The organism is Amycolatopsis thailandensis (assembly GCF_042723255.1).
GTDB classification, from domain to species: domain Bacteria; phylum Actinomycetota; class Actinomycetes; order Mycobacteriales; family Pseudonocardiaceae; genus Amycolatopsis; species Amycolatopsis thailandensis.
In genome coordinates this window covers 17,763-37,813 of record NZ_JBHXJK010000087.1, presented here as the reverse complement: position 1 = coordinate 37,813, position 20,051 = coordinate 17,763, and the positions used below count along the sequence as shown (strand labels likewise).

The window sequence follows — 20,051 nt, the reverse complement described above, 5'->3', positions numbered from 1 at the left end:
ACCCCGCGGGAAAGCGACATCGGCCGCCTCGTCGTCGACGGCCATACCTATCGCGAAATCGGCGAGCTACTGCATATTTCCGGGAAGACCGTGGAACACCACATGGCGCGAATCCGGGCCAAGCTCGGCGCCCAGGACCGCCGCACGACAACCGCTCTGCTCAGTGGAATTCTCGGCGGAGAATAGAGAAAGGACAGCGGTGTCCCGGGAACGAAATCCGGGACACCTTCCGGCGGCGGCGGCGACGGTCTTCAGGACGACCGATCCGGTCCGTTTCGGTCGAGTCGCAGAACTTCGGCCCGGGCGTGCGCGACCCGGCTGGTTTCCCGGCCTTCGGCGTGGGCGATCTCGCGTGCGAGGTCTTCGGCCGCTTCGATCTGGTGCCGGGCGCGACGCCGGTTGTGCCCGCTTTTACGGAAGTTCTTGCGGTCCTTGCGCAGTCCGCTGACCGCGTCGAGCAGCGCGGGCCCGACCACTCCGGCCTCGGCTTCCGGGCTGAGCAGGTCGCGCATCCAGTTCCGCTCCCGGCGGGCGGCGCGGCGCAGGACCGCGAACAGCGCGACGAGCTCGACGGCCGCGATCACGAACGGCAGCACCACGGTCAGCGGACCGCCGCCGCCGAGGCCGGTCATGTCGTCCCAGGCGAAGTGGAACACCATGGCCATGGCCATGGTCAGCACACCGGGCACCACCCGGCGCTCCCCACGGGTACGGCCCAGCACCCACATCAGCCCGGTGCAGAAGATGGCGCTGAACAGCGCGTGCGACACGATCCCGGACGCGCCGCGGACGAGGAAGATCTGCAACGACGTGCCGAGCTGGTTCGCGCCGAAGTTCTGGGCGGCGCCGTTGTAGACGTAGAGCACGTCCTCGAACACCTGGAAGCCCAGGCCGATGTACGCGCCGATGATGAAACCGTCATAAGCGCTGCGGACCAGCCGTGGGGCGAGCCCGATCAGCAGGACGAGCCCGAGCGCCTTGCCCAGCTCTTCGTTGATCGGGGCGCTGAGCCCGGCGGCCCAGCTGTCGGCGAAGGCGGTGCCGCCGACCTTTGCCCAGATCTCCAGCAGTGCGGTGTTGGCAGGGAGCGCGATCCAGAACGTCGCGGCGACGCCGCCCCAGACGAAGCCCGTCGCGAGGAGTCCGCCCGGCTGGGCGGTGTAGCGGTTCTGGTGGCGCAGCACCAGCAACCACGGCACGAGGTACAACGCGAACAGCAGCACGCCGCCGGTCAGGTCCGGGGTGTAGAAACCGCCGGCGCCGAAGTATCGCGCGATCGCCAGCGCGCCGCCGCCGATGCCGAGCAGGTACACCCAGAAAGCCAGGTTGTGCGGCTGGAAGAACCGGAACGGCACGCCCCAGCCCGACTCCTTGATCGCGGCCAGCTGGGCCGCCTTGCCGCTCATCGGGCCGCGCCCGGGGTGATGCCGCGCAGGAACGCCGTCACTTCGTCGCGATAGCGCTCGAACTGGTCTGGCGCGGTGCGTACCCGGACCAGCAGCGCGGGGGCGGTATCGGCGGGCTGCCCGACCTTGAAGGCGACGTCCAGCACGTCGCCGGCCGGGCCGGTGCTTGCCTGGACGACCCCGGTCAGCCCGGCGGCGGTCGTGATGGTGCCGCGCGCTCCGTCGAGGCCCGGCGCGTCGCCTTCGGACCGGTCTACCTGGTCGAGGAACGCGTCTGCCGACCCGGTGTAGGAGGCGCCGCGCAGGTCGATGGTCGCGCCGCCGGTGGCCAGGGTGATCTGCAGTGCAGTCGGGCTCGCCGAAGCGGCGGTGCCGGTGAGGGTGCCGCTTTCCAGTTGCCAGCCGACCGGCGGGACCGCCGTCGCACCGGCGCCAAGGTCGAGAACGTCACCCGCTTTGACCTCGTTGTGCCATGGAATCGCGGAGTTCAGCGCGGGCAGCCCGTAGATCAGCACCAACGCCGCGGTGAGCGCTACCAGCGCTGGGGTGAAGGTCCGCCGGTCGAGCCCAAGGAAACGGTGCTCGACCGGCACCCAGCCTTGCGGTATCTCCTGCGCATCACCCGTCACGTGCACCTCTCTCACGCCCTGATCCGGTCGCCACGAACTATAAGAGCGTTCCTGTTCGATTCGCACTTTGTGACGCCCCGGAGCCTGGCCGGCTGCCGGCGAGCTTGAACCCGCCGTGCCACGCTCTGTCTCCGGCTAGAGCCAGGACGCGAGTTTGTCGAGGATCTTCGTCTTCGTGGCGGCGCCGTTGAGGGTGGTGACGGGTTTGCCGTCGACGAACAGGATCATGGTCGGGATCGACAGGATGCCGTAGTCGCCCGCGATCTCCGGGTTGTCGTCGATGTCGATCTTGACGACGGTGAGCTTGTCGCCGTGTTCGTCGGCGAGCTCGGCGAGCACCGGGGCAAGGGCTTTGCAGGGGCCGCACCAGGGTGCCCAGAAGTCGACCAGTACGGGCTTCTCCTGGTTCAAGACCTCGGCGGGAAACGTGTCCGTGGTGATGGATTCGACGCTCATGGTTCTGCTTTCTCTTGTGCTCAGCCGAAGGTGAAGGAGAACGCCTGGACGCCGGAACCGACGGTGACGTCGAGCGCCCCGGCTTCGATGTCCTGTGTGGACAGAAGCTGATACGAGTTCGGGGTGCCGTCGACCTGGATGGTCTTGGTCTGGCCCTTGGCGGTGTAGGTGACGGTTCCCTTGCCTGCCAGGACCATGCGGACTTCTTTGGCGCGGTAGTTGAGCAGGATCTTCCCCTCGGCGCCGGTGGGGGTGATGTTCTGGCTGGTGAGGGTCCAATCGCCGTTGAGGACGAAGGTGTCCGGCGGCTGGGTGGCGGGGTAGGCGAAGGTCTTCGCGCCCGCGGTGTAGTCCTCGGTTCCGGCGAAGTTGACGCGTTTGGTGGAGCCGAGGTAGGTCTCGCGGGTGATGGCGGAAGTGTCCGGGGTGTCGTCGGCGGTGCCGGTGGCGGCGGGGAGCCGGACGCCGGGGTTGGCCTTGGTGAGCAGCTCGCGGATGAGTTTCTCAGTGGTGGCGTAGTCGCCTTCGCCGAATTTGATGTGCCGCACGGTGCCGTCGGCGTCGATCAGGTAGTGCGCGGGCCAGAACCGGTTGCGGTAATTGGTCCAGGTCGACAGGTTGTTGTCGAGGGCGACCGGGTAGCCGATGCCGAACTTGTCGGCGGCGGCTTTGACGTTGCCGGGTTCTTTTTCGAAGGCGTATTCGGGGGAGTGGACGCCGATGACCTGGAGGCCGGCGTCGCGGTAGGCCTTGTCCCAGGCGGTGACGTGCGGGATGGAGCGCTGGCAGTTGATGCAGGAGTAGGCCCAGAAGTCGAGCAGGACCACCTTGCCGCGCAGTTGTGCCAGGTCGATCGGTGCGTTGCCGGGTGTGTTGAACCACTGTTGGATGTCTTTGATGTCGGGGGCTTTTCCGCAGCTTTCGAGGTCCTTGGCGCCGTCGGTGCAGAGGTCGAGGTCCTTGTTCTGGTCGTTCTCCAGTCCACCGAGGTTCAGTGCCTTCTTGACCTGCTCGGAGTTGTTGATGTCGTTCTGCAATCCGCTGGTGTAGTCGGGGATGGCCCGCTGGAGCAGTTGCGGCAGGTTGAACACCAACCCGATGGCGAGCGCGATCATCACGATGCCCGCGATGATCCGGATACCGCGCTGACGTTTGCGGAAGGCCTTCACCCGTTCGGCGACCCGGCGCCCGGCGAGGGCGAAGATCAGCAGCGGGAGCGCGGCGCCGATGGCGAAGGTCGAGGTGAGCACGACGGTGTCGAGGCCGATCTTCCCGGTCGATCCGGCGACCGTGATCGCGGCGAGCACCGGGCCCGCGCACGGTACGTAGACCGCGCCGAGGCCGAGGCCGAGTGCGAAGCCGCCGCGGTTGGCGTCGGGGCGTCGTTGCGGGATCCAGCTGAACGGCTTCTCCAGCAGGTGCTCGAACTTCGGGACGATGAGCCCGATCCCGATCAGTGCCAGCACGATCAGGCCCGCCCAGCGCAGAACATCCTGCGGCAGCCCGAGAATCGACAAGAGCAGCGAGCCGAACAAGGTCACCAGGGTGAAACTGACCACGAGACCCAGGATGATCAGGTAGGGACGCGAGCGCGGGACCTTCGTCTCGACAGGGGCGTCCGCTGTCGTGACACCCCCGCCGTTCTGTTCCTTGTGGACGGACGGCTTGGCGCTTTGCACGCCGCCGGAAAGAAAAATGACCGGCAACACCGGGAGGATGCACGGAGAAATGCCCGTGACCAATCCCCCGATGAGGCCGATCAAGGCAAGTGTGAGCACGGTCGCTCCCGAGCGGGTCCAGTGGGTTTGGGTGACAGGAGAGATTCGTGCCCCGGGCGCCGGCGGATTGCCACCCTCGTGCTTCGAGTGATGACGAAGAGTCCACGATCGTGTTCGGAAGGTAACGGAACGGTCTCGATGCTCCGATCGGCCCATCCGGGCCGGTGAAAGCCTCGAAACCAGGATGTTCGCCGCCTCGGGAAAGCGCCGAGGCGCTTCAAGCCCTGTGGGCCGATTCCCTCAGTCATTAGGAGTTACCAGTCATGAAGCGCAGTACTCGCCGCGTCACCCTGGCCACCGGTCTCGCCGCCTTCGCGCTCATGGGCGCGGCGTGCGGCAGTGACAGCGGATCGAACAACGCGGGCAGCACCCCGGCACCGTCGTCCTCCGCCATGCAGCAGCCTTCCTCCAGCGCGATGGCCGACCCGGCCAAGGATCTCGTCGGCCCGGGTTGTGCCGGCTATGCGGAGAAGGTGCCCAGCGGACCGGGTTCCGTCGCGGGTATGTCGGCCGACCCGGTCGCCGTCGCGGCGAGCAACAACCCGCTGCTCAAGACGCTTGTTTCCGCGGTCTCCGGGAAGCTGAACCCCAAGGTGGACCTGGTCTCGACGCTCAACGGCAGCGAGTTCACCGTCTTCGCGCCGGTCGACGACGCGTTCGCGAAGATCGACGCCGCCACCATCGAGAAGCTCAAGACCGACGACGCGCTCCTCAAGAAGATCCTGACCTACCACGTCGTCCCCGGCCAGATCGCGCCCGACAAGATCGTCGGCGACCAGACCTCAGTCGAGAAGGGCGTCGTCAAGGTCACCGGCACCAAGGACGCGCTGAAAGTCAACGACGCCAACGTGATCTGCGGTGGTGTGCACACCGCGAACGCGACCGTGTACCTCATCGACTCGGTCCTGATGCCCCCGGCCGCGTAAGCCACTGTCCACATCGGACGTCATAGAGGGTGCCTTTCTCGCCGGAGAGAGGCACCCTCCACGACTGGACCACTGGAGCCTGGCTGTGACCAAGGTCCGGGCTCTAGGAGCCGGGTTTCTCGTTGCCACGATGGCAGCACTCACGGCTTGCGGCAGCGCCTCTGAAGTCGCGGGTCCACCGGGCAGGGTCGCGTTGCCTCCGGGATCCGTTCCCGCGGGAGCGGCAGGGCTCACCGGATCCCCGGACGGCTCGACCACGAAGGCGGACATCTTCGGCCCGGCGTGTTCCTCGAAGCCGTCCCGATTTCTCACCGCGGCCGAGTCGGCGGAGCTGCTCGACACCGCGGTCACGGTCTTCGCTCCCGCTGACGAGGCGCTCGGCGACACCGATCCGGAGCCGATCCTGCGCCGCCACGTCATCGGCAAGCGGTACGACGCCAAAGGGCTCGCGGTCGCCGGTTCCGTGCCGAGCCTCGACAGCACCGGTGGCCCGGTGAAGATCGACGGTTTCGGCGAGAACATGACGATCGACGGCGCGAGAATCCTGTGCGGCAACGTTCCCGAGAGGAATGCGACCGTCTTCGTGATCGACAAAGTGTTGAAACCGAAGTCCACCTGAACTTGTCTTGCGTCCGGGAGCAGGTGGCCCTGGCGCGGGGGAACGCTGATTCGGCAGCGTTCCGCCGGGCGCCGCCGTCGCTGGTTCACTCCATGGCGACGGCGGCGGCCGGCACCCGTCCGGGGACCGTCCGGATCCGAATCCTCCGCATGAGGTTCGGGGACAGGCTCACGGCGATGGTCATGCACGCGTCGGCACGCTGGACCGTGCGGTACGGCGAAACGTTGCGGTTCGCCGGGAACGATCTGCCGCCGCCGGAGGTCGTTCGTGTCCCGACCCGGCATGGCCGAGTCCGCGTGTACGTGTACCGGCCGCCGAATCCATGCGGTGTGTACGTGCACTTTCATGGCGGAGCCTGGCTGATGCGGTATCCGGCCATGGACGACTGGTGGTGCCGCTATGTGGCGGCAACAGCCGGGGTGACGGTGTACAACGTCGACTTCCGGTGTGGTCCCTACGTCGCGTTCCCGGTGGCGCAGCACCAGTGTTTCGACGCCGCGTCCCGGGTGGCTACCGGAGCACGGGTCGCGGTGGGCGGGTTCTCGTCCGGCGGTGGGCTGGCGGCGGCTGTCTGCCTGCAGGCCCGGGACGAAGGTTCTTGGCGGCCTGCGCTCCAGGTGCTCGGCGTGCCCGCGCTGGATCTCGCGAGCGACCCGGACCCGGCCGCGGGCGGGATGATCTCCCCGGGCCTGCGTGACCTGGTCCGCCGGGTGTATTTCCCGGACCCGTCGACCCGGGGGCACCCGTACGCCTCGCCTCTGCTGGCTCCTGAGCTGACCGGTTTGCCGCGCGCGATCGTTCTCACCGGCGAGCACGACGCCTTGCGCGGCGACGGTGACCGGTACACGGCCCGATTGCGTGAAGCCCAGGTGGACGTCGTATACGACCGGACGCCCGGGGCGGACCACTACTTTCTCACCGATGACCCGATCCGGGCCCGGACGACCATGGCCTGGGTGGCGGAAGAGATCCGCCGGGCGGTGTCAGGCGCCGCTTCGGAATGACGCCGCCGCGCGCACCGGGCCTTCGAAGATGTCCGCGATCCGGGTGTAGCCGACGTCGTTCGGGTGGAACCAGTCGTCGGCGAGGCTGCCACGCAAGGGGCCCAAGGCGGGGCCACGCATGTCGGCGACGTGAATCCGGCTGCTCGCCGCCGAGGCGTCGAGGAGGGCGTTGACCGCGTTCGCCGCGGCGTTGCCGTGCGGGAGCGTGGCGACCACCGAACGTCCGGCAGGGAGCCGGTCGAGCAGATCGGTGAACCGTTTCTCGACACCTCGGCGGCGGGCGGGGGTCAGCATGTCGTTGGCACCGACCAGGACCGTCACCAGAGCCGGAGGCAACGTGAGCATGCGGGGGAGCTGGTCGTCCACGACGTCGGCGACCCGGGCGCCGGACATCGACAGGTTCACCACCGCGAAGCGGTCTGCGAGCCGGGCCTCGAGGCGTGGTACCCAGCCGCCGCTGACGGTCCGGGCTCCGATGCCCTGCGTCATCGAGTCACCGAGAGCGACCCACAACGGCTTACCGGAGGCGAGGGCCTTCTGATTCGCTTCCGACCACGCGTGTGCGAACGGGATCTTCTGAGCGCGGACACGACGGACGCCGGGCAGCACGACCGAGGCCAGGTCGAGCACCCGGCCCGACCAAGTTCGGTCCGCCACCTCGATCTCCCTTCGGGGTCCTTTACCTTTTTCTTCGGTGCACGACAGGCCGCGGATGGGCTCCGCTTTCCGCGAGCGACCGGAGAGGATGGATCCACAAGGCGGTCGGCCGACCTGTCATCGGGTACTCCGGTGGTGGCGCTGGTGAAGTCGACCGAGATCTCACTCGCGACGAACTGACGACACCGGTTGTCGACCACAGCGTCGTCAGCTTCTTCAGCGCCGCACTCATCGCTGTCGCCATCGACTGGCTCAAACGGCCAGGTGCGGAAGGGGCGCGGGCCAGCGGTGCTCGCCCAGGTATCGGACGCGGTCGACAGCGGTTCTCCGTCAGCTTTATGGCTTCTGTCCGACGCCGGCCCAGACCACCGCTTCGTTCGACGAATCAAACGACACCGGTCGAGCGGTCGGACCGGTCTCCTCCGGATGCCAGTCCGGCGTCCAGACCCAGCCTGGGTCGATGACCTCGAAATCGTCGAGTAGCGTCGATATCTGTTCACGTGTCCGCAAGATGACGTTGCTGCTGCTGGATTCGTCGTACATTCGTTTAAGTTCGGCCAGGTTCTTGGACGACGCCTCTGGAACGCCCTCGTCTGTCACATGCGATATCGCAAGGTAAGAGCCTCGTGGTAACAATTCTCGGAATCGAGCGACGGATTCGGGACCGATATCGTTGCCGTACCTGTCCGGTTGATGAACGTGGAGGACCGCGATGAGCAACAAGGCGACCGGCTCATTCGGGTCAAGCAGCTGGGTATCGATCGCTTGCCGCCACAACTCGTCCGGATTGCGAAGGTCGCCGGCGACAACGGTCTGCCGGGACGCGTCACCTTCCTGATTCAGTAGCATGTTGGCGTGAGCGACGGCCACCGGGTCGTTGTCGACGTAAACGACGCGCACATCCGGTGTCGCACCAGCTTCGCGCTGCGCCTCGTCGGCCACTTGGTGCGTGTTGCCCGCGGTGGGGACGCCGGCACCGATGTCGAGGAACTGCCGCACGCCTCGTTTGGTCAAATGTCGGACCACTCGGTTCAGTAATTGCCGGTTGGCCAGGGCGATATTCCTCAACAGTGGGAACTTTGACAGCACGCGATCGCCGAAGTCACGGTCTACCGCCCAGTTGGCGGTACCGCCCAAGTAATAGTCGTAGACCCGAGCAACGCTCGGGCGATTCAAGTCGACACCTTCTGGTGGAACCGGATCAGACTTTCTCTCGGACACCGGCCGAGCCTCCCCGTCGTCGCCTTCCGGAATATTCTCCGATATTAGCGAATAAGTGGGATCGCGCTCGTCGAGGGCGGCTTGCTGTTGGGCAGTCGTTACGGGCACGGTCCTCACCAGCGCGAAGCCGAGTCGTGCATCTCAAGGAGAGCGGTTCTGCTGTCGTCGACGCTGAGCGCCTGTCGGAACACCTTGTTCCACTCTCCGATGTGGTACTCGACCTGCTGACGTCCGCGATAGATCCGGGCGGGGCCGCCGCCGTACTCGTGATAGACCATGTCCTTGCCCTGTCCGCCGAGCTTGAGGACCGTCAGGTCGTGGGGCAGGTAAGGCAGGTTCGCCTCGAAGGGCACCAAGTGCACGAAGAGGTGCTCAGCGTAGTCGTCCATCATCCGTCGCAGATGCTGGATCTGCTCGCGGTAAAGCCCTGCCTTGCGGCCGCCGGGAAGCCGATCGAACGACGACGGGCTGAACAGCGCCCGATACCGTGGCGGCCTGTCGCTCTGGAACAGTGCCTCCCGTTCCCTGCGTGCCTCGAGCACCGACGTGATGTCATAGAGGGCTCCCTCGACTTCGTACTGCTTCATGATGTACGGCTCACACTGGAACAAGTTGGGAAGTCGTTCGCTGTAGCAGCCGAGAATCTCCGCGGCCTCGCGCTCTGTCTCGAGCAGGGTCAGGTAGTCGCGGCTCGCGAGGACACCCGCCACCGGGCCGCCCTTCGCTTGCGCGGCCAGTATCCGGATGCGATCGGCCTCAGCGTCGGATACCTCGTAGAAGCGCAGCAACCGGGTCAAGTCTTGAGGACGGATCGCCACGAGCTCATTCTCGATCTTGTTGATCTTCGGCTGTGTGCAATCCAGAGCCGATGCGGCGCGACTCTGAGACCACCCGATCGCCTCACGAGCCTTCTTCAGGCTCGTACCGAGCTCTATGCGGGCATTGACGGCCTCCCGTGACACTCCTTCTCCCCATCTCGCCTCATGAAGGAACACCCGCCCCTCGAAGGCCACTGAAAGATGCATTTCCGCCGACCTCTTCCATCGATCGGGTCGTATGAAATGCGTGACCGGGGCGCGTGCGACTGTACGTGACGAGAGCTTAGCGCATGATGCGAGCCAGCAAGGCCGTCCAGGCCTCGCTGCCGAACTCCAGAGTTTCACCGCGAGGATCCTTCGAATCCCGCACCCGGACTCCGGAACGGAGGATTAGCAGCTCCACGCAGTTATGGTGCGGCGTTGAATAGCTGGAGCGCACCCAACGTGCCCGCCCGTCGTTGTCGTCCCTGTGCTCCTGATTGATGTCAGTCATGTCCGAATCAGCCTCCCCCGAGCCTGAGCGTTGCGATTAGTCATATTTCCCGACTATTCCTGCGCGCCTGTCCAGTAGATCACGGCAAGCGGCATACTCGCAGGTAGGGAGTCTGTGGGTCTTGCGGAGTCGCACGCCAGGACGCTGTCATCGGCTGCAATCGGTAGCGTGCGACTAATCGGCGACTCGGCCGAGAGTGGTAGGTGTTGCCAGCTGAACAGAGCAGCATTGCGCTCCCGGAACCACCGCGCGTCGCAACTGAACGTAACGACGCGCCTTAAAGGGTGAACCCATCGGCATTCAGGTAATTCAGTAATGCGGATAATCACGTTTTACGTCGGCGTATTTGCCGAACCTGTCGACCGCGACCGTTCGGCGTTGCGCGGCCACCGTTCAGCGCAAGCGGCTCTCTCGGTCTATCGGAGCAACCAGTCCCCGGCAGACTGGCTAACGAGTCGGAATCCTCCGTACTAACCGAACCGGGGAAGCTTCCGTGAAAACAGAGATCGAATAGGTGCGGCTCCCTGCTCGCGACAGGGAGCCGACTCTGCTGAACTCGCCCCTAGAGAAGAGGAGTTACAGCGTGCCCACTATAGATGGAGCATCGCCGACTAATCCAGACGAAGCGCCGCGCAAGTCGCCCCACAAGGCGCCCCGCATCACCCTCGTCATCCATGGATCGCCGACCGGACTACGGCCGACGGGCGAGCAAACAGATGACCCGGCAACGGAAGAGAGGCCGGACTCGCGGACGGTGACACCTCCGGGAGCGGCAACGAAGCGCCGCAATGACCGAGGCGGGCGCCATGAACTTGTCGACCCGACGTGGTTCGGGCGGCTCGAACGCCTGTTGCAGTCCTGGCCTCCCACCCTTCGGCTGGCGTTGCTGATCGCCGTCGTGCTGACCGGCACCGCCGCGATAGCTGCCACGCTGGGGATCGGTGGCCAGCTGGCGCTCATCGCGCTCAGCCTGGTCGAACGCCGCAGACTTCGTGACCGCATGACCCGGGGCGGCCGCACCACTCCACCGGGCAAACGCGCCAGGAAGTAGGTGTGTGCTCCTGGCGGTCAGGCCTGACCTGCTACCCGCCGGCGGAGGTCCTGTGGTCGGAAGACAGCAGGACCTCCGTGCGCCGGTGTTTGCGGGTACGTGAGGGCTAGCGGTAGGTCGTCTGGCGTTGCGCTCCGGCTGCTGGCGCACTATCCCGGCATGCATGCGCGGGGACAAATCCCGGAAGAGCCCGTGAAATTCCGAAGTGGACTGAACGACCCCGCTAGCGCGGAGACGACACTTCCTGCCCCTAGGTCTTTGAAGGTCATAGTCAAGAGCCGTGGCCGACGCTTTGTTCGCCGATCCCGCTGACCCTCGAGGCGCACGCGTGAGCCGACGTACGTTGACGCGGCTGTTCGTCCGTGAAGCCGGCGTGAGCTTCGACCGCTGGCGCACCCAAGCTTTGTCGAGGGGCGGCATCCGAGCCGACTTTCCTTACGGCCGCGAACGACTACTGAACGTCAGCCGGTCGTAGCGAGAACCAGCACCGCCCCGGCCGCGAACACCGCGCCGAGCCACATCACCGCCGAGGTCCCGGCGGCGTCCGCGGCGAGCCCGCCGACCATCGCGCCGAGCGCGATCGCCGCGTTGAAAACTCCGGCGAACAGCGCCGACGTCGCTTCCCTGGCCTCCGGCGCGGCCAGCAGCATCCATGATTGCGAGGCCACCGAGACACCGCCGTAGGCCAGGCCCCAGACCACCAGCAACGCTGCCGCGGCGAGGGTGGTCAGTCCCAGGAGCGGAACCAGTGCCATCGTCGCCGACAAAGTCGCGCCGAGGGCCAGCAGGGTCACTCGTGGTGATCGTGCCGCTCCGGCGCCGGAGGCGAAATTGCCCGCGATCCCGAAGAGCCCGTAGACCAGGAGGAGTGTTCCGATCTGTCCCGCGCTCACTCCGGCCACCTCTTCCAGCACCGGCCGGACATAGGTGTACGCGGCGAAATGCCCGATGACGATCAGCGCCACCACGATCAGTCCGAGGCGCACCCGCGGCACGCCCGCCAGCCGCAGCATCGTGCCCAGGCGGACGTCCTGTTCCGTCGGCAACGACGGCAGTGACAGCGCCAGCGCGGCCAGTACCACCAGTGAGAGGCCGCCGGCGCCGGCGAAAGCGGCCCGCCAGCCGAGCAGATCCCCGAGGTAGGTACCCGCCGGTACGCCCAGGACGGACGCCACGGCGATTCCGCTGAAGATCAACGAGGTCGCGGACCCGATCGACTTCGACGGGACAAGCCGTGCGGCCAGGCTCGCCGCGATCGCCCACACTCCGCCCATGCCGATGCCGACCAGCACCCGCGCGACCAGCATGACGCCGAACCCGGGCGACCACGCCGCCAGCAGGTTCCCGGCCGTCAGCAGTGCCATCAGCCCGCACAGCACGGCCCGCCGGTCGAACTTCCCGAGCGCCGGGATGAGCAGGGGAGCGGAGACGGCCGCGACCAGGCCGGTGACCGTGAGCGTCAGCCCCGCCGTGCCTTCGGTGACCCGCAGGTCGCGGCTGATCGGGGTCAGCAAACCCACTGGCAGCATTTCCGACGTGACCACGGTGAAGGTCGCCGCGGCGAGCGAGCTCACCGCCGGCCAGCCGTTCTTCTTCTGTCTGGTTTCCCTGAGCGCCATGTGTTCCAGGCAACCGTCGAGCGCGGCCGGGAACAACGGCCGATGTCTCATCCTTCTATGAGCGGGACTAATGGATCCAAAGGTGGAGGAAACCGATGAGCGGCCTGGAGATCCGGGAGCTGGAAGCGTTCCTGGTACTCGCCGAGGAACTGCACTTCGGCCGGGCGGGCGAACGCCTGTATGTCTCTCAGAGCCGGGTCAGTCAGCTGCTCCGCTCGCTGGAAGGCCGGATCGGCGCGACGCTCGTCGAGCGCACGAGCCGCCGGGCGGAACTGACTCCGCTAGGGGAGAAGTTCCTCGCCGAACTGCGTCCGGCCTACGAGGCTCTTCGGGCCGCGGTCGATCACACGCGCGCCACCGCGCGAGGGGACGGCGGCGTGTTGCGCATCGGTTTCCAGGGCACCATCGACGACCATCTCGCGAACGCCATCGGTGGATTCGAGAAGCACTACCCGGACTGCGCGGTGGAACTCACCGAAATTCCGCTGGCCGATCCGTTCGGTTCGCTCCACCGCCGGGAGGTCGACGCCGCGGTGGTGCTGCTTCCGGTGGAAGAACCGGATCTGGTGCTCGGTCCGGTTTTCTCTCGGCAGCCTCAGGTGCTCGCCGTCTCGTCTCGGCATCCGTTCGCTCGCAGGGAGTCCGTCACTGTCGAGGAACTGGCGGAATGCCCTCTGATCGGGATCCGCGGTCCGGCCCCGGAATACTGGCGCCACGCCCAGGCCCCCGAAATCACCCCCGAAGGGCGCCGGATACCGCGCGGGCCGACCGCCGGCACACTGCAGGAAGGCATGGGCCTCGCCGCGGCGGGCCAGGGCGGCATGATGCTGTGCCGCTCGACGGCCGAACACCAGGGGCGGCGGGATTCGGTCGTATTCGTGCCGCTCACCGGGCTGCCGGAGTCAGTGCTCGGAGTGGTCTGGCACGCGGAGGACAGCGGCCGGGCGCGCGCCTTCGCAGGGGAGATCGCCGTTCGGGCTCGAAGCTGACGTCGTCCTGCGGTCCGTCCGGTCTTCAAGTCCGGCTTGGTGACGCCGGAATGCGGGTCCCGGGGGAAGACTTGTCCAGGATCCGAAACTGTGATGCGCCGACGATGGCCGAGTCGTCCGTTCACGTGCCGGAGGACCAAACCCGCTTGTGCGAGGACGAATTCGCAGAAGAAGCCCGCGGCTGGTCAAGGACGGACCAATCCCGCCAGCCCGACCCGCCTGTGGAGACCGCGGATCCGACGTGGTCGAGTCGTCCGGGGAACCGAGTGGGTGATATGAGCTCCTCAATTAATGGGTGCGGCGGCATCCCACATGGCCAGCACCTCGGCCCGGTAGAGGTGCAACCACCTGTTCCCTTTTCCTTTATGTGAAAACTTCGGTTTATGTGAGCCGCCTTGAACTTGGAAGGTGTATCTCTGGATGTGCACTGCGGCTTCGTCGGTGCTCCAGTTGAACATAAAGCCACCGTAAGGGAGGAGAAACGGTATGACTCGGATCTCCACAAGTTGCGGATACTTCTCCTGAATCTTCTTGTAGTTTGACAGGGATGATTGAATTCGAGAAAGTTCCTGTTGCTCCAATGCCTCTCCGGGAAACCGCATGGCGGTCATCTTTACCGCCGCCGTGCAGTTCGGGTCGAGAAGCAGTATGCGCATCCTGCAACCCTTCTGAAGTTTCTCCTGAATCAGATTGTAGTAGCGAATCAGGATATGGCTTTGGTGAACTCCGAACAAGAAGACTTCGATTGCCGTCCCGAAGTCCGAGTCGAGTGTTTCGGGAAAAGAGATGTTAAGAACGCCTTCGCCTTCTTCGGTAGTTGAAGGGGGTTGACCGTTCGGAACATCCATTTGCGGCCTTAGGTCACCTGCGGAAAGCGCTTGTTGTTCACTTAAAGTGATCGACTTGTATGCCGTTGTGAGGCACGAGAGCAGGGCGATGATGAAGACAATGGCGCTGGTGATCGTAATTGATGGCACTGAATTGCTCAGGCCGACGGTGAAGCCTGCTCCAGAGGCCGTGGCAAAAGTGAATGAAACACCAAAAATTAGAAGATATGCCGGCCTTGTCGCCAGTCCTTTGGCGATGGTGGTCGCGGGTAATTCCGTTGCGTCTTCAGCCGGGTTCATGACCTCGCTCCCTTTTTTTGGTCGCTTCGGGAGTCTCGATCGTTCTGGAGACGACCACGCCGGACTCCTCAAGAAATCTGCGCTTCAACGGGTTGCTTGTGAGTAGTACTATCGATGCGACTTTGAAGTGAGTCAAAATACTGACCGCGTCAGAGTAATCTCGGGCGTCTGCTCGAAATCCAACAGCCTCATAGGCGGCAGATTGCGACAAGCCGAGCCGCTTGTTCGGCTCTGCCAGCATTTTAGCCAAGTGGCCGTTCCCGCGACCTTCTTGTTCGAGCCAAATTATTATTCCGCGTCTGGCCTTGATCAGTCTGGCCTGAGCGTGGTCCATCTGCGCGGAGCAATCACATGAAATTGAACCGAGGGCGTGAGCCGACAGGCATGACGAGTGAACTCTGCACAGCACGTCTTTGGCGCCGCAAATTTCACCGACGGTGAGCGCGACAGACTGGCAGAGGCCATTGTAAAATAAGCTCTCAAGAAAGACTCCGTGTCGGGTGGTGATACTATCTTGCGCTAAGAAAATCACTCCGCATCTCCAAGTCGGAAAAGAGGCTTACGCCGTCACTTGTGTCCAGCGGTCCAACTTCTTCCCAGAGTTCATCGTGCATGCTTACTATTGGTCGCACGAAGAATTTTTCGCCGTCGGGGCCGACGGTCTCCCTGTCGAACAGGTCGGTCACTGCTTGAAGCTTGGCTCCCTGGACATGGAATACCAGATCGCGAGAGTCTTGTGATTGTCCGTATTCTTTTACCTTGAGGCCGAGATCATAAATAACCTCATCGAAGGCCGGGTGAAACTTGAGATGCCCGCCTACTGCCTTGTAAAATATCGCACCTGACCTGCGCAGGTTCTTGACCGCCAGTTGGAACAAGTAGTGAGGCTCGTTCTCTATTACGCACTTCAGTCTGGCCAGTACGCCGGGGCTGAACAGTACTAAATCGCTGCTATTGACCTTGTCGCGCAACCTGCTGTCGATATCCCCGACTGCGGATGGAGCCAGGCCGCCGACGCTGTCGCCATAAGTAAATCGGCCTTCTGTTACGAGTCGGGTGCCCATTTTCGCGAGCTTGGACTCTGGGATCGCGATTAGCCTGGGTGGCAACTCTGGAATACTTGTGTCGACAGAACTATATTCTTGTGCGGCGACCTTGAGGCGCTCTGGCGTTGCTTTGAGGTCGCAAAATCGACGGTTCTCTGCGCGTAGAAAAGTAATTAATTTCTTGAGTGCTGCTCCCTGAATTTCCCAGCTGAAGATAAACCAGGATTTGTACTCGATCAGCCCTTCCCGCTGAACCCAAATGCGGCGTACCTCTGGTGTGGTCTCGGGTAAACCATCAATCGAATGCGTCATTGTTACCAACTCTGTGCTAGATTTGACAGTCATTTGACAAATTCTTTCTGCTTGGTTCTAATGTTTCCATTGCGACAGGATGAACTTGTACTCGCTTCCGGATATCTCGCTTCCAGACGGGTATCCTCCAGCGCGAATCGCTGGTCCGGAGTCGGTTTCCTTCAGTGGTCCATCGGGTGAGTAGATAATTGAATACTCGATACTGAGTGATCCGAATCTAATCACGACCCAATGTTGCTCTGCTAAGTGTGGCTTCAGGAGATTGTAAAGGCGCTCGGCCTCCTGGTGGCTTTCGGCGGGCTGGCAATTGGTGTCGAACATTTGAGCCAGTGTGCCCAGTTCCACGGTTACCAGGTTCGCTCCGAAGAGAAGTCGAAGTACTTCATCTCTGTCGGCGTGGTCGATTATGTTATGGGGAACCACGTCTATGGCCAGCAGGCAACCTGCGCTTCGAGCGGCTTGAGCTACTAGATGTGCTGATGTGGACGAATCTGGGGAAGCCAGTAACAGGCAATCCATGGTGAGCATGTCGGATCCAAGGGCCGACGGAAGGTTTTCATGGATCCACTCCGGATCCATTGACAAGTATGGAGACCTTGGACTGGCTACGGAAAAACGACTTGTCGAAGCAGGGGTGCCGGAATCGCAGAATAGAGCGATAGTTGTCCCATTTGGGGTATCAACTTCTTGAAGTGTCGAACTGGTTGCTGCCTCGTTCACGGCCAGTCGAAGGTTGTCTGAATAGCTGTCCATGCCGAGAGCGGAGACTACGTGTCTCGAATTGAAGTAAGGAGCAAACGCTCGACACATCGATAGTGCTGTCCCGCCAGGGGTGATCAAAACTTCTCTGTAGGACGTGTATTGAGAGCACGCGGGCCCGAAATCGTAGCTGCCAAGTTGGACATTCACGTCGACCCGAAGGTCGCCAACGATGGTAATCGAGAACTTGGACCCCGCTGACTTCCCCGCCAAGGTCGAGTCGGTCGGGGACTGCGGCGAAGGGTTCGGGTCGGGTGACGCTGGGGTGTCATGCAGTCTCCATCTCATAGGCCGGTTGCCGACGTCGGGCATTTATTTGTTATCCTTTGACGTGTTTTATGCTGGCTGCAATCCTTTGTGATGCATCGTCAATGGTGACCTTATTTTGGTTGAGCGAGTTTGCTGACAGTGCTCCGAATTTGGTTGACTATTCCCGGATTTTTGAACGACATCGCCCTGGTTGGCAGGAATCAGTCCTGGCGAGAGTTCAGAGATCATCAGACTCGGATGCCTGATGATCATTTTTTCGCACCCCGCACCCTCGGTCCTTCCCGGTTTGAGGCCTGCTCGTTTCAACACTGTCACCTGTGTGCCGTTCGTAGAACCATAGCGGACCTGGTGTTGCCAGACGGACGCACAGGTCTGACAACTTCGCGACGCGGGTTCGAGTAGGTATCACGGAGAGTTCGTATTGACGCGACCTGTCACCCGTTCGGTTTGCGTATTCGCGCGATATGCTAAACGGGTTGCACTGAATGTAGTTGATTGGCGTTATCCCAAAGCGGCTCGGTTGGCACTTCTCGGCGACTTGGCAAGGGTGTACCTGCGCCTGGGCGCCGCGTTGATCCGTCTGTGTCATACCACTCATCCAAATGGGTTGGTATCTCAACCGCCGCGGCAGGCAGCGGCCGCTCGACCGATTCCCCGCATCAAAGTCCAGGACGGCAGCACGACCGTGTCCGCTGGACTGTGTCGCGCACACCGAATTCCGTTGGCTCACCTGGCGAACCATCTCCTTGGAGGAAACTGCCTGATGGAGCCGATGTGACTGAGCGGCCAACTCGAAGAACGGTTGCGGCGGGCCGCGCTGACGAGCAGGGGGCTCGGACCGGCCAAGTCATCAGTGGAAACCAACTCCGCTCAGATGGGGACAACCGAGATCGGGCAGGCGGGCCGAGTGCGGCATGGGGCCGATCCGGCTGTGGAGCGCCGCTGACGAACCCTGTCTTCTGAAGGCCATACTGCTGGTCTTACTCGGTCTGGTAGCCGTCATGCCCGCCATATCGATCATGCGGTATGTCTGATTTCAGGTGCCGATTCGGTATTTTTCTCATCTGGGTTGTCGGCGTGAGTGTGGGGTCGACGGTGTTGTCGTTCGGGGTGCGGCCGGCGTTTCATGGGGGTGGTGTGGTTCGGGTCTGGCTGGACTCAAGGTGCGGGATCGTGTTTCTCGGGGGTCATTTTCAGGGGATGCCGCTGCTCGTACCTCTCGCCGGGGAAGCCAGGTGCTGTCCGTGCTGCGCGGGGGCTAGTTCCGAAGGAGACTGGAAACCTGGCTACGGCTGCTTTCTGGATGAGGAATGGCGCCGCCGATTCCCGCCACGCGGTCGGCATCCTGGCCTGCTGTGGGCGTGTAGAGCCCTCACAAGTGGACCTGCCGCGATACCACTGGAGGACTATCTTCGAAATTTTTCGCGCTGCCGGCCGTCCGACAGCCGTCGCGACATCGAGACGAGGTCGCTGTCATGGACCACGGCGGCGCGAGGGCGACGGTGCAGAAACCCAGTGCGCGGCACGCCGCCACCTCCTCCATGCCGACGAACTTGTCGACTGTTCCGAACGGCAAGCTCGCTCACGGCCAAGTCGTGTCGGGACCAACCGGACATGGTCAGCAGCACCGGTGTAGCGCACGCACATCCGACCACTTTTTTGCTGTCCGCAGGGGGCTGAGCGCAAGGTCGACGGGAGAAGCAGCCGCTGCTGCGGCACGAGACAGCTATTGGATAGATGGCTACTCTGATCAATATGCGCATCCTCTTGTCAAGTGTTCCGCAGCACGGTCACCTGCTGCCGCTGCTCCCGCTCGCGCGGGCCTTCCGGGATCGCGGCCACGACGTGGCTGTGCTGACCGCGGCCGGAATGGCGCCGGTGCTCGCGCCGCAGGGTCTTGACCTGCTGGCCGCCGGTCCGTTGCCGGACGTGCTGTTCGCCGAGGTCGCGCGGCGTACCGGGGCCGACCCGGCGACGAACCCCACGCCCGACTCGGTGGCCGAGTTCTTCGCGGGCACCCGTGTCGACCTGACCGCGGACGAGGCGCTCGCCGTCACCGCGGATTTCCGGCCGGACCTCGTCGTGTCCGAGCTGTGCGACTACGTGGGGCCCCTGGTGGCGGCTTCGACGGACACGCCGGTCGCGACCCTGGCCTTCGGGCCGCCGCTGCCGCCGCCGTTCACCGACGCGATGGCCGCCATGGCTCGCTCGCGGCACGAGGAGCATGGACTGCCGTGGCGGCCCGGCAAGTGGTTGCTGGACACGTGGCCCACGTCGATGCGCGCCGAGGAATGGCGGCAGCCGGAGGGATGGCTGCCGTTGCGGCCCGAGGCGTTCCGGGAGCCGGGTGCCGAATCGGCGAAACTCGCCCCGTCGGAGCGGCCCCGGGTGCTGGTGACGTTCGGGACCTTCTTCAGTCGGCCCGACCGACTCAGCCCGTTGCTGCGCTCACTGTCCACTTTGGACTTCGAGATCGTGGTGACGCTCGGGCTCGCCGCGCGGCCCGAGGAGTTCGACGTCGACCCCTCACGGATCACGTTCGTCGGCTTCACGCCGATGGACGACCTGCTCGACGGCGCCGACGTGGTGGTGACGCACGGGGGCGCGGGCACGACGTCCGCCGCCTTGTCGAAAGGTGTGCCGTTGGTCGTCCTGCCGCAGGGCGCCGACCAGTTCTTCCAGGCCGAGCGGGTGGCCGCCGCCGGTGCGGGGATCGCCCTTCTTCCGCCGTCGCAGACGCCGGAGGCGACGGTGGCCGCGGTCCGCACGGCGCTGGAGGACGTGGACGTCCGCGAGTCCGTGCGGATGATCGCCAAGGAGATCGCCGCCATGCCCGCCGCGCCCGACGTCGCCGCGACGCTGGAAGCGTAG

The 20,051-nt window shown here is 64.1% G+C and carries 20 protein-coding genes; 8 read left to right on the top strand and 12 right to left on the bottom strand.

The genetic code is table 11. The annotated features are described in order from the left end of the window. A partial coding sequence (locus ACFWMR_RS29010; RefSeq protein ID WP_378380672.1) for a helix-turn-helix domain-containing protein occupies positions 1-186 on the top strand: 186 nt, incomplete at its 5' end. Between the two features lie 65 nt (positions 187-251). On the opposite strand, the gene ACFWMR_RS29005 is transcribed toward ACFWMR_RS29010, so the two are convergent. The 4 genes from ACFWMR_RS29005 to ACFWMR_RS28990 form a co-directional block, all read right to left on the bottom strand. After that, entirely contained in the window at positions 252-1,406 is a 1,155-nt protein-coding gene (locus tag ACFWMR_RS29005) for a PrsW family intramembrane metalloprotease (RefSeq protein ID WP_378380671.1), read from the bottom strand. Then, positions 1,403-2,035, bottom strand: coding sequence for a hypothetical protein (locus tag ACFWMR_RS29000; protein ID WP_378380670.1), 633 nt, complete (start codon positions 2,033-2,035; stop codon positions 1,403-1,405). Before ACFWMR_RS29000 ends, ACFWMR_RS29005 begins: the two co-directional genes overlap by 4 nt. Positions 2,036-2,170: 135 nt before the next feature. Then, the gene (gene trxA / locus ACFWMR_RS28995; protein WP_378380669.1) at positions 2,171-2,491 is read right to left on the bottom strand and encodes a thioredoxin; all 321 of its coding nucleotides are present in this window, start codon (positions 2,489-2,491) and stop codon (positions 2,171-2,173) included. Positions 2,492-2,511: 20 nt separating this feature from the next. Then, on the bottom strand, positions 2,512-4,269 hold the full coding sequence (locus tag ACFWMR_RS28990; RefSeq protein ID WP_378380668.1) for a cytochrome c biogenesis protein DipZ: 1,758 nt from the start codon (positions 4,267-4,269) through the stop codon (positions 2,512-2,514). 263 nt (positions 4,270-4,532) lie between these two features. Between ACFWMR_RS28990 and ACFWMR_RS28985 the strand changes: the two genes are divergently transcribed. The 3 genes from ACFWMR_RS28985 (at position 4,533) to ACFWMR_RS28975 (ending at position 6,818) form a co-directional block, all read left to right on the top strand. After that, positions 4,533-5,195, top strand: a complete 663-nt coding sequence (locus ACFWMR_RS28985; protein WP_005154945.1) for a fasciclin domain-containing protein — start codon at positions 4,533-4,535, stop codon at positions 5,193-5,195. A gap of 85 nt (positions 5,196-5,280) precedes the next feature. Beyond that, positions 5,281-5,814, top strand: coding sequence for a fasciclin domain-containing protein (locus ACFWMR_RS28980; protein ID WP_378380666.1), 534 nt, complete (start codon positions 5,281-5,283; stop codon positions 5,812-5,814). A gap of 149 nt (positions 5,815-5,963) precedes the next feature. Next, the gene (locus ACFWMR_RS28975; protein WP_378380665.1) at positions 5,964-6,818 is read left to right on the top strand and encodes an alpha/beta hydrolase; all 855 of its coding nucleotides are present in this window, start codon (positions 5,964-5,966) and stop codon (positions 6,816-6,818) included. Here ACFWMR_RS28975 and ACFWMR_RS28970 read toward each other — a convergent pair. From ACFWMR_RS28970 to ACFWMR_RS28955, 4 genes are all read right to left on the bottom strand, one after another. Then, the gene (locus ACFWMR_RS28970; RefSeq protein WP_378380664.1) at positions 6,798-7,475 is read right to left on the bottom strand and encodes an SGNH/GDSL hydrolase family protein; all 678 of its coding nucleotides are present in this window, start codon (positions 7,473-7,475) and stop codon (positions 6,798-6,800) included. The two genes, ACFWMR_RS28975 and ACFWMR_RS28970, sit on opposite strands and share 21 nt — an antisense overlap. A 336-nt stretch (positions 7,476-7,811) precedes the next feature. Beyond that, positions 7,812-8,804 carry an SAM-dependent methyltransferase gene (locus tag ACFWMR_RS28965; protein ID WP_378380663.1) on the bottom strand — a complete coding sequence of 331 codons (993 nt, stop codon included), beginning with the start codon at positions 8,802-8,804 and terminating at the stop codon, positions 7,812-7,814. A gap of 5 nt (positions 8,805-8,809) precedes the next feature. Beyond that, on the bottom strand, positions 8,810-9,658 hold the full coding sequence (locus ACFWMR_RS28960; protein ID WP_378380662.1) for a Scr1 family TA system antitoxin-like transcriptional regulator: 849 nt from the start codon (positions 9,656-9,658) through the stop codon (positions 8,810-8,812). A 139-nt stretch (positions 9,659-9,797) separates the two neighbouring features. Beyond that, a complete protein-coding gene (locus tag ACFWMR_RS28955; protein WP_093935580.1) occupies positions 9,798-10,007 on the bottom strand; it encodes a DUF397 domain-containing protein in 210 nt (69 codons plus the stop codon). A 754-nt stretch (positions 10,008-10,761) separates the two neighbouring features. Between ACFWMR_RS28955 and ACFWMR_RS28950 the strand changes: the two genes are divergently transcribed. Continuing rightward, positions 10,762-11,058 (top strand): hypothetical protein, encoded by a 297-nt coding sequence (locus tag ACFWMR_RS28950; RefSeq protein ID WP_378380661.1) that lies wholly within the window; start codon positions 10,762-10,764, stop codon positions 11,056-11,058. Positions 11,059-11,519: 461 nt separating this feature from the next. Here the strand turns inward: ACFWMR_RS28950 and ACFWMR_RS28945 are convergent, their stop codons facing one another. After that, entirely contained in the window at positions 11,520-12,728 is a 1,209-nt protein-coding gene (locus ACFWMR_RS28945) for an MFS transporter (RefSeq protein WP_378380660.1), read from the bottom strand. A 44-nt stretch (positions 12,729-12,772) separates the two neighbouring features. On the opposite strand from ACFWMR_RS28945, the gene ACFWMR_RS28940 reads away from it, so the two are divergent. Then, positions 12,773-13,666: a LysR family transcriptional regulator gene (locus tag ACFWMR_RS28940; protein WP_378380659.1), complete on the top strand. Its 894-nt coding sequence runs from the start codon at positions 12,773-12,775 to the stop codon at positions 13,664-13,666. 284 nt (positions 13,667-13,950) lie between these two features. Here the strand turns inward: ACFWMR_RS28940 and ACFWMR_RS28935 are convergent, their stop codons facing one another. From ACFWMR_RS28935 to ACFWMR_RS28925, 3 genes are read right to left on the bottom strand one after another with little or no spacing between them, the layout of a single operon-like run. Beyond that, positions 13,951-14,793, bottom strand: coding sequence for a hypothetical protein (locus ACFWMR_RS28935; protein WP_143267132.1), 843 nt, complete (start codon positions 14,791-14,793; stop codon positions 13,951-13,953). Next, the gene (locus ACFWMR_RS28930) at positions 14,780-15,325 is read right to left on the bottom strand and encodes a GTP cyclohydrolase II (RefSeq protein WP_378380657.1); all 546 of its coding nucleotides are present in this window, start codon (positions 15,323-15,325) and stop codon (positions 14,780-14,782) included. The genes ACFWMR_RS28935 and ACFWMR_RS28930 overlap by 14 nt, the downstream gene beginning before the upstream one ends. Next, entirely contained in the window at positions 15,303-16,184 is an 882-nt protein-coding gene (locus tag ACFWMR_RS28925; RefSeq protein WP_378380656.1) for a hypothetical protein, read from the bottom strand. Before ACFWMR_RS28925 ends, ACFWMR_RS28930 begins: the two co-directional genes overlap by 23 nt. A 213-nt stretch (positions 16,185-16,397) precedes the next feature. Here ACFWMR_RS28925 and ACFWMR_RS28920 point away from each other — a divergent pair, with 213 nt between their 5' ends. Together ACFWMR_RS28920 and ACFWMR_RS28915 are read left to right on the top strand one after the other, a co-directional pair. Then, positions 16,398-16,622, top strand: coding sequence for a hypothetical protein (locus ACFWMR_RS28920; protein WP_378380655.1), 225 nt, complete (start codon positions 16,398-16,400; stop codon positions 16,620-16,622). Between the two features lie 2,313 nt (positions 16,623-18,935). After that, complete coding sequence (locus ACFWMR_RS28915) at positions 18,936-20,051, top strand: glycosyltransferase (protein WP_378380654.1); 1,116 nt, start codon at positions 18,936-18,938, stop codon at positions 20,049-20,051.

Coding starts and splice junctions, on each gene's coding strand:
- ACFWMR_RS29005 (WP_378380671.1), bottom strand. CDS start 1,406: ATGAGCGGCAAGGCGGCCCAGCTGGCCGCGATCAAGGAGTCGGGCTGG.
- trxA (WP_378380669.1), bottom strand. CDS start 2,491: ATGAGCGTCGAATCCATCACCACGGACACGTTTCCCGCCGAGGTCTTG.
- ACFWMR_RS28985 (WP_005154945.1), top strand. CDS start 4,533: ATGAAGCGCAGTACTCGCCGCGTCACCCTGGCCACCGGTCTCGCCGCC.
- ACFWMR_RS28975 (WP_378380665.1), top strand. CDS start 5,964: ATGAGGTTCGGGGACAGGCTCACGGCGATGGTCATGCACGCGTCGGCA.
- ACFWMR_RS28955 (WP_093935580.1), bottom strand. CDS start 10,007: ATGACTGACATCAATCAGGAGCACAGGGACGACAACGACGGGCGGGCA.
- ACFWMR_RS28945 (WP_378380660.1), bottom strand. CDS start 12,728: ATGAGACATCGGCCGTTGTTCCCGGCCGCGCTCGACGGTTGCCTGGAA.
- ACFWMR_RS28940 (WP_378380659.1), top strand. CDS start 12,773: ATGAGCGGCCTGGAGATCCGGGAGCTGGAAGCGTTCCTGGTACTCGCC.
- ACFWMR_RS28935 (WP_143267132.1), bottom strand. CDS start 14,793: ATGAACCCGGCTGAAGACGCAACGGAATTACCCGCGACCACCATCGCC.
- ACFWMR_RS28925 (WP_378380656.1), bottom strand. CDS start 16,184: ATGACTGTCAAATCTAGCACAGAGTTGGTAACAATGACGCATTCGATT.
- ACFWMR_RS28915 (WP_378380654.1), top strand. CDS start 18,936: ATGCGCATCCTCTTGTCAAGTGTTCCGCAGCACGGTCACCTGCTGCCG.